Origin of the sequence: Streptomyces sp. NRRL WC-3742 (assembly GCF_000720635.1) — a bacterium.
Taxonomy (GTDB): Bacteria; Actinomycetota; Actinomycetes; order Streptomycetales; family Streptomycetaceae; genus Kitasatospora.
In genome coordinates, this window is sequence record NZ_JOCF01000130.1 from 1 (window position 1) to 8,804 (window position 8,804).

The 8,804-nt window shown below is 74.9% G+C and carries 5 protein-coding genes and 1 pseudogene; 4 read left to right on the forward strand and 2 right to left on the reverse strand.

Annotated features, from left to right (window positions below; translation table 11 throughout):
• Positions 1-145 precede the first annotated feature (145 nt).
• Both IH61_RS0139145 and IH61_RS0139150 read left to right on the forward strand, forming a co-directional pair.
• A complete protein-coding gene (locus tag IH61_RS0139145) occupies positions 146-652 on the forward strand; it encodes a universal stress protein (protein ID WP_051838759.1) in 507 nt (168 codons plus the stop codon).
• Between the two features lie 122 nt (positions 653-774).
• Complete coding sequence (locus IH61_RS0139150; protein ID WP_031079073.1) at positions 775-1,479, forward strand: DsbA family oxidoreductase; 705 nt, start codon at positions 775-777, stop codon at positions 1,477-1,479.
• Positions 1,480-1,549: 70 nt separating this feature from the next.
• Here the strand turns inward: IH61_RS0139150 and IH61_RS0139155 are convergent, their stop codons facing one another.
• Complete coding sequence (locus IH61_RS0139155; RefSeq protein WP_051838760.1) at positions 1,550-3,727, reverse strand: sigma-70 family RNA polymerase sigma factor; 2,178 nt, start codon at positions 3,725-3,727, stop codon at positions 1,550-1,552.
• A gap of 384 nt (positions 3,728-4,111) precedes the next feature.
• Complete coding sequence (locus IH61_RS0139160; RefSeq protein ID WP_078911739.1) at positions 4,112-5,008, reverse strand: TetR/AcrR family transcriptional regulator; 897 nt, start codon at positions 5,006-5,008, stop codon at positions 4,112-4,114.
• Between the two features lie 485 nt (positions 5,009-5,493).
• Between IH61_RS0139160 and IH61_RS0139165 the strand changes: the two genes are divergently transcribed.
• Both IH61_RS0139165 and IH61_RS0139170 read left to right on the forward strand, forming a co-directional pair.
• Positions 5,494-6,942 (forward strand): NAD(P)/FAD-dependent oxidoreductase, encoded by a 1,449-nt coding sequence (locus IH61_RS0139165; RefSeq protein WP_078911740.1) that lies wholly within the window; start codon positions 5,494-5,496, stop codon positions 6,940-6,942.
• A gap of 171 nt (positions 6,943-7,113) precedes the next feature.
• A pseudogene (locus IH61_RS0139170) lies at positions 7,114-8,391 on the forward strand (PP2C family protein-serine/threonine phosphatase); the annotation flags it as partial.
• Positions 8,392-8,804 lie beyond the last annotated feature (413 nt).

The window sequence follows — 8,804 nt, forward strand, 5'->3', positions numbered from 1 at the left end:
CTCCTGTCGTCGCTGCGGCACGCGGCACCCGCCCCACCCCACCCGGCCCCCGCGGCCCCCTCGGGTCCGGCGCGGCGAGCGCGGACGGGGTGGGGCGGGAGGGCGATGATGACCGGGATCGTGGGTCCGGGGCGAGGAGGGTTCGGTGGGCGAGCGGGTGCCGGTGGTGCTGTCGGTGCTGGGGCGGCCGCCGTCCGGGAGGCCGGCGGGGGTGCTGGCGGCCTGCGACGGGTCGGACGGGTCGCTGTGGGCGCTGGACCGGGCGATGACGGAGGCGGAGCTGTTCGGCCTGCCGCTGTACGTGCTGGCCGTGGTGAACCCCGCCCCGGCCGGCTACCCGCCGGGGATGGCGGAGCTGGTGCAGGAGAGCGTGGAGACACTGGTGGAGAGCATGGCGGACGGGCTGCGCCGCGCCGTGGAGGCCGTGCAGCGCCAGCGCCCCCGCCCGTACACCGGGGAGATGTCCCTGCACGTGGTGCTGGGCAACGTGATCGAGGTGCTGCTGGAGGCGTCGACCCGGCAGCACACCCTGGTGGTCGGCACCCGGGGCAACGGGGGCTTCGCCCGGCTGCTGCTGGGATCGGTGAGTTCGGCGGCGGTGCACCACGCGGCCTGCCCGGTGCTGGTGGTCCCGGCTCCGCCGAGCAGCTGATCTGCCGAGCAGCTGATCCGCAAAGCACCTGATCCGCCGGGCGTGCCGGGAATGTACCGAGATGGTTCACCGTTCACCTATCTCGCAGACACAGGTTTCACGCCCCCTTGGAGTCACCCCGCATGAAGGTCGAGATCTACAGCGACATCGCCTGTCCCTGGTGCTGGATCGGCAAGCGCCGGTTCGAGACGGCCCTGGACGCCTTCCCGGGCAAGGACGCCGTGGAGCTCGTCTACCGCCCGTACCAGCTCGTCCCCGACGCCCCCGGGACGGCGAGCCCCCACCGCGCCTGGCTGGCCGAGCGCTACGGCCCGCAGTCCGTCGCGATGGACGCCCGGGTCGCGGAGCTGGGCCTCGCCGAGGGCCTGACGTACGACTTCGACGCCGCGCAGCACGTCAACACCATCCTGGGCCACCGCCTGCTGCACCTGGCCGAGACGGAGTACGGCGCGGAGGTCCAGGGCCGGCTCAAGGAAGCCCTGCTGAAGGCGCACTTCACGGACGGCGTCGACGTCGGCGACCGCACCGCGCTGGTGGAGGTCGCCGCCTCGGCGGGCCTGGACCGCGAGCGCGCCGCCGCCTACCTGGCGGGCGACGAGGGCGCCGCCGAGGTGGAGGCGCAGCTGGCGGAGGCCCGGGAGCTGGGCATCAACGCCGTGCCGACCTTCGTGTTCGAGGGCAAGTGGGCCGTCCAGGGCGCCCAGGACGCCGAGACCTTCCGCAAGGTGCTGGACCAGGTCGCCACCGAGATCGGCGAGCGCCTCCCGGCCCCGCAGCCGGTCGCCCCGGCGGGCGAGTCCTGCGCGGACGGCGCCTGCGCGATCTGAGTCGACGCGATCCGAGTCGGCGCGGTCCGAGTCGGCGCGGTCCGAGTCGGCGTGAGCCCCGGGGCCCGGTTCAGGAACACCTGAACCGGGCCTCCGCCCAGTCCGCCACGTTCAGTACCGACCACACCCCGTTCGCGGGCGTGACCACGAGCCGGATCGACGTCTGCCCGGCCAGCGGCACGTGCACCGGCACCGCGGAGTCGCCGGCGGCGAGCGCGCGGGAGTGCCACAGCGTGGTGCCGTCGCCGCCCTGGACGGAGAAGACGACCCCGCCCGGCGAGAGCGTGGCGTCGTCGACCCCGGCGACCGCGTCGAAGGACGTGCAACTGCGGTTGAGGTCGATCAGCGTGGTGGCCGGGGCGTGCACGGTGAGCGCGTGCGGGTGGTAGTCGCCGGCGATCCAGCCGCCGGAGCGCTGCTGGAAGTTCCCGCTGCCCTTCTTCCGGATGCTCGGCCCGTCCGGCGGCACCCGGTTGTTGCCGGGCTTGGTGACGGGCAGCGAGTCGGCCCAGAAGTCGCTGGGCGTGGGCGGCACCGGCGGCACGGGCGGCGTGACGGTCGGCACCGGCACCTCCGGCACGGTGGGCACCGGAATGTCGGGCGTGGGCACCGGCGGCAGCGTCGGCTCGGGGACGACGGGCGGCGGCACGACGCGCGGCGGGGGAGCGGGGGAGCTGGGCGCGGGGCTCTTCGCCGGGGCGGGCGTCGCACTCGGCGCCGGCTCGGGGACGACGGGCGGCGGCGGGCTCGGCGCGGGCTCCTCCGGAGCGGGCTCGGCACTGCTGGGCGGCGCGGGCGAGGCCGGCGCGGGGGCCACCGGGCCGGGGGCGGCCGGGGCGCTGGTGACCGGGGGAGCGGCCGCCGGGGGCCTGGCCTCGGGTGAGCCGGTGAGCGCGTACGCGGCGACGGCGGCCGCGGCGACCGCGACGGCGGCGGCGATGCCCGCCTTGGCGGCGGTGCCCAGGCCCTCGCCGGCGGCGGCGCTCGCCGCGCCGCCACCCGAGGAGGCCCCGGCCGCTCCCGCGGCTCCCGCGGCTCCCGCCGTCCCGGCGGTACCGCCCGTCGCCGCAGCAGCCGTTCCGGCCGCCGCGGCCCCGCCGACCGCCGCGACGCCGCCCACGGCGGCCGCGGCGAACCCGGCCCCGCCGACGCCGATCCAGACCAGCACGCCGCCGGGCAGCAGCGCGCGCAGGCCCGTGTTGATCTCGGTCAGCTCCAGGCAGGCCGCCGTGCAGCGGTCGCACTCCTTGAGGTGCCGCCCGACCTCGGCCGAGGCCCGCTTGCGCAGCGAGCCGCGCGCGTAGGCGCCGAGCCGGTTGGCGTACGCCTCGCAGGTGCTGTCCTGGCTGCCGGAGACGTGCGCCTGGAGGAAGCCGGCGGCGAGCCGGTCGCGGGCCCGGTGGGCCTGGACGGCGGTGGCGTTGGCGGTCTTGCCGAGCATGACGGCCACGGTCTTGGGGGATTCGCGCTCGACCTCGGTGTGCCAGAGCACCATCCGGTCGTCCTCGGGCAGTTCGGCGTACGCCTGCATCACCATGCGCTGGTCGGCCATGGCCATCGCCCAGGCGTCGGCGCCCGGGTCGGCGAGGTCGAACTCGGCGACGGCGGCCGAGGTCTGGGCGAACACCGAGAAGTCGTCGACGAGTTGTTCGCGCCGCTCGCTGCGGTGCCAGGCGGCGGCGACGTTGCGCACGGCGGTCAGCAGGTAGGCGCGGACGGCGAAGTCGGGCCCCTTGCCCGCCCGGAGGGCCTGGAGGGTGCGGGCGAAGACCTCGCCGGCGAGGTCCTCGGCGGTGAAGTTGTCCCGGCAGCAGGTGCGCGCGTACCGGCGTACGGAGTCGGCGTGCCGGCGGTAGATCTCCTCGTACGCGGTGTCGTCGCCGGCCCGGACGCGGGCGGTCAACTCTGCGTCGGAGGGCGGGCGCTCGCTGTCGACGGGATCGGCGGGCGCGGGGACGGTCGGGCGCACCGGCACGCCGTCGCCGACGAACGCCTCGGGGGCGACGCCGCCCCGCCCCGCGGGGGCCTGGCCCGGGACGCGGCCGGGCGGCAGCGGGGAGGTGGAGGAGAAGGACTCGCGGCCGGGCATCCCGGCCTGGTCGGGCACGTGACCGGCGCCCGAACCCGGTGCGGCTCCCGGCACTTGGGCGGCTCCGGCCGGGCCCGCGGCGGACCCTTCGGCCGTACTACCGGAGTAGCCCCCGAAATCGAGGCCGTACCCGTAGTCGTTCTGTTCCTCGGCGCTCACAACGGACCCCAGATTCCACGACAGCCCCCGTAGTGTGGCAGGGCGCGCGGGAGTGCGTAGGCGCACGGTTCCCCGACGCACGGCGCCGACGGCGCACGAAGGGCGCGCATCGGGACATTGGCTCCAACCACGGGCAAAGGATGGCATAGCGCAGGGTGGGGCGGTAGCCGGACCGGCCGGTACCCACTCTTCCGAGGGGCCGTCGCGGGTGTGTTCGCCCAGCGTGCGGCGCCGGGTCGCGCGCCGTCCCCACCCGGCGCGCGTGCCCTGATCGCGCGCCGGTCCTCCGGCCAACTTCCGTGGCCCGCCCCCGGGATGAGGCATCAGGGGCGCACGGTCGCACACGCTCGGCGCACCGACGCACGGTGCTCGGAGCGTCGGGGCTCAGCGCGCCCGGAGGCCGTCCAGCAGGATCTGCAGCAGCCGGTCCGACGGACCCGCCGAGCGTTGACCGTCCGCCTGCGAAGCAATCGAGCCGCCCAGGCCGACCGGGCCGCCGACACCGACCGGCAGCGAAGCCGGAGCGCCGAAGCCCGCCGGAGCCGTCCGCGCCGCGTGCACCGGAACCGACGCCGTCAGCACCAGCACCACGTCCGACACCGTCACGCCCGGCCGCAGCTCACCCGCCGCACCGGCCCGCGCCACCAGAGCCGCCAGTAACTGCAGCAGCAGCCGAGGATCGGCGTCCGCCGCCGAGGGCTCGACCGGCTCCGCGTCCAGGCGCACCGCACCCGCCTGCTCCGCCACCCGCTGCTCGGGCACCCGGCCCAGCTCCTCCGCGTACCGGAACGCCTCCGGCGGCAGCAGCCGCCCGGCGCCCGTGGTCACCGCCCGCGCCAGGTACCCGGCCAGCGCCTCCCAGGCGCCGTCGCCGCCGTACAGCGACTCCCGCGCCTGCGCCGTCAGCCAGGCCACCTCCTCGGCGGCGATCCGCTGGACCAGCACCTCCTTGCTCGGGAAGCGCCGGTACACCGTGCCGACACCGACACCCGCCCGCCGCGCGACCTCCTCCATCGGCGCGTCGTAGCCGTACTCGCCGAACACCTCGCGAGCGGCCCGCAGCACGCTCTCCAGGTTCCGCCGCGCGTCCACCCGCAACCGGGCGCCGGGCACCGGCGCCGAGGCTTGTACGGGCTCCGCGCGGTACGGCACGCCCGCGTACGAGACGCCGCCCGTCGGCGCGTCGACCGGCACGGCGACCGGTCCGCGCTGCTCGGGCACCGTGCCCTGGCCTGCGTGCGGTGAGACCGCCCGCCCCAACACCTGCTCCTGTTGTTCCATCATCCCAACTCTCCCCCGCAGGCGTCCGAATCCGGATTCAGTCGTCGCCCGCCCCTGCACCCCCCGGTGCAGCTCGATCCGTCAGAAGTGACCCGGTGATCCATCGCTCGTGCCGCCCGTCCCGTTCCGGTGACCGCGGTCGTGCGTCGTGCCGCCGGGCCGGGACACCCCGGCTCGGCGCGTCGGCGCCGCCCGGGGCCTCGTCCGGGAACTACCCTTCCCCGGATGACTGTCCCGCAGTCGGGTTCTCGCGCCAACACTGGAACAGGCCGTAGTGGCCGATCCACGGTGCGTCGCCGCCGATGGTCGTGGCGGAGTCCGCTCCGATACACAATCCGACCATAGTTCACGGCTCTTCGCGCCCGAAAGTGCGTCAGAAAGTCGCCCTGCAGGCACAACTGGCCACATGCGCCCCGTCCGTCCCAAAGGATGCCGTACGGACTGTGGACAAGACCGCCCCCGCCGGTCCTTCATAGGGGGGCGTGATGGGGGACACCCCCGGCCGCGGGGCGGCCGGGACCAAGCGTCACATCGGCAGGAGGTGCACCATCCGAGTCCTGATCGCCGGCGGCGGCTGTGCCGGAATGGCCGCCGCGCTGCACCTCCAGCGCGGCCTGCGGGAGAGACTGCGCAGCGGCGAGGTGGAGATCACCGTCGTCGAGCCCGAGGCGTACTTCACCTACCACCCGCTGCTCGCCGAGGTCGCGGCCGGCTCGATCGACCCCCGGCACGTGGTCGTCCCGCTGCGCCGGGTCCTGCCGGACTGCCGGGTGCTCACCGCCAGGATCACCCGCATCGAGCACGCGACCCGCAGGGCCTTCGCCGACGCCGCAGGCCCCGGCGAGCCCCCCGCGCCGGTCGAACTGCCCTACGACCTCCTGGTGGTGGCCCCCGGCTCGGTCTCCCGCGGCGCCCCCGTGCCCGGACTCGCCGAACACGGCCGCGGCTTCTCCACCGTCGGCGACGCCGTCAGCCTGCGCAACCACGTCCTGGAACAGCTCGACCTGGCCTCCGCCACCCGCGACCCGGCACTGCGCCAGGCCGCGCTGACCTTCGTCTTCGTCGGCGCCGGCTACGCGGGGGTGGGCGCGCTCGCCGAGCTGGAGGACATGGCCCGTACGGCCGTGCGCGACTACCACAACGTCGACGTCACGGACCTGAGGTGGGTCCTGGCCGAGGCCACCGACCGCATCCTGGCCGAGGAGTCGCCGGAGCTGGCCGAGCACACCCTGCGCGAACTGCGCGAGCGCGGCGTCGACGTCCGGCTGGGCACCACCCTGGCCTCCGCCGCCGACCAGGTGGTCGCGCTCTCGGACGGAAGCCGCTTCGCCGCCCGCACCCTCGTCTGGACGGCGGGCGTGCGGCCCGCCCCGATGCTGAGGGACACCGACCTCCCGCTGGACGCCCTCGGCCGCGTCCGCTGCCTCGCCACCCTCCAGGCGGTCGGACCGGACGGACGGGCCCTGCCCGGGGTCTGGGCCGCCGGCGACTGCGCCGCCGTCCCGGACCCGAACGCCAACGGCGACCCCTGTGCCCCCAACGCCCAGCACGCCTTCGCCCAGGCCGAGTTGCTCGCCCGCAACCTGGTGCTGGCGCTGGACGCCGGACCGTACGCGCCGGGCCTGGCCGCGTACGAGCCCGGCCCGGCCTCCTGCTCCACCTCGCTGGGCATCGGGCGGGCCGTCGCCCACACCCGCCGGGGTGCCCGGATCACCGGGCGCCGCGCCTGGTGGCTGCACCGGGCCCGCCACCTGAGGCGCCTGCCGAGCGCGGAACGCCGCGTGCGGGTGCTGATGGACTGGGTGCTGGGCGGGGTCTTCTCCCGGGAGGTCGTGTCCCTGGGCGGGGTCGAGTACCAGCGTTCGGGATTCGAGGAGGGGTTCGAGCCGGGGCCCGGCCGACCACCCGGCGCCGGGCCGGAAGCTCCCCGGTGAGCGGGTTCCGCCGCAGGGCAGGGCGGCCGTTCGGACGGCCACGCCGCGCGGGCGACTTCCGGAACCGGGCCTCCTCCTGACAGGATCAGCCCGACCTGAGTCATTACCCCGTGTGCCAAGACGCACACAAAAAGTGATGATATGCCTGGAAAACGAGGAAGCGGCCGTCGTTTGAACCTCATGCGCTGGAGCGCTCGGCTCACCGGAGTCCCCTGGCGTGCCGCCCCGACCGACGGGGCCGGCACCGACGACGGCACGCCCTGCGCCGACAGCGTGGTCGTCCCCGGCCCCCGCGACCCGACCAACCTCGTCGGCGCCGCCGAGCTCCTCGACCCGCACAGGCCCCAGAACCTGCGCGAGGTCCTCAACCGCATCCCCGCACCCGTCGCCGTCACCTACGGCCCCGCGCACCAGCTCGGCTACACCAACCGCGCCTACCGCGACCTCTTCGGCGACCGCCCCACGGGCCTGCCCGCCGTCGAGGCCCTCCCCGAGCTCGGCACCATGGGCGTCCTACCCCTGATGGACCAGGTCATCCGCGGCGGCCGACCCCGCAGCGTCAAGGCCCGCTGCATCCTGGGCCTCACCGGCAACCGCTACTACAACGTCTCCTGCGTCCCTCTCGGCCCCGGCGACACCGCGAACGCCCCCGCCGAGGGCCCGCCCGCCGGCGTCCTGATCTTCGCTGCCGAGGTCACCGACCAGGTCCTCGCCGCCGCCCGCCTGCGCGAAGCCGAACGCCGCCAGCGCGAGGCCGCCGTCACCCTCCAGCGCAGCCTGCTCCCGCAGAAGCTCGACCAGCCCGCCGACCTGCGCGTCGCCGCCACCTACCAGCCCGGCGGAGCCGAGGCCGCGGTCGGCGGCGACTGGTACGACGTCATCGCCATCGACGGCGGCCGCACCGCCCTCGTCATCGGCGACGTCATGGGCCGGGGCCTGCGCGCCGCCGCCGTCATGGGCCAGCTCCGCACGGCCGTGCGCGCCTACGCCCGCCTCGACCTGCCCCCGCACGAGGTGATGCGCCTGCTCGACGGCCTCGCCATGGAGATCGACGCCAACCAGATCGCCACCTGCACCTACGCCGTCTGGGACCCGTGCCGCCGCACCCTCACCTACGCCTCCGCCGGCCACCTCCCCGTCCTGCTGCGCTGCCCGGACGGCACCATCCTGCGCAGCGAGGAACAGAACGGCCCCCCGCTCGGCACCGGCGACGGCCTCCACGTCTCCCACACCCTGCGCCTGCTCCCCGGCACCACCGGCGTCCTCTATACGGACGGCCTGGTCGAACGCCGCGACGAGGACATCGACCAGGGACTCGACCTCCTCGCCCGCACCCTCTCCGGCGCCGTCGGCGCCCCCGAGGTCATCTGCGCCCGGCTGCTCCGGGCCATGGGCGTGACCTCCGAGCACGACGACGACGTGGCGGTCCTCGCCTTCCAGCTGCCGGCGGACGAGGACGCTGAGAATCCGGTTGCAGAGCTTGACTCGGTCGTGCCAGAGGTCTAGTGTTCTTCGAGCTGCCTGGCAGGGAGCACCGGACACGCACCGCGCGGACGGTCCCGAGGTAGCCAATCCCTTGAAACACCACTTCCGGCTTGTGCCGGCCGTTTCGCTTTTCGCGTCGCGGCTCGGTGCTTATTCGGCGTGCTCGTTTTATCGGATTGCGGCTGGATTCGCTTTTCGGAGCGGGGATCGGCTAGAGTTTGAAACGTCGGACAGGGCGTCAAGCCCCGGAAGACACCAGCGAGTTGGATGACGAAGCCCCGGAAAACGGAGCGGAAAACATCTGGTAAGCTGGAAACACGAAAGAACGAAGCGCCCGGAGGGCCCGCTGGAAGGCGGCTCGAAGGAAGCGTCCGTTC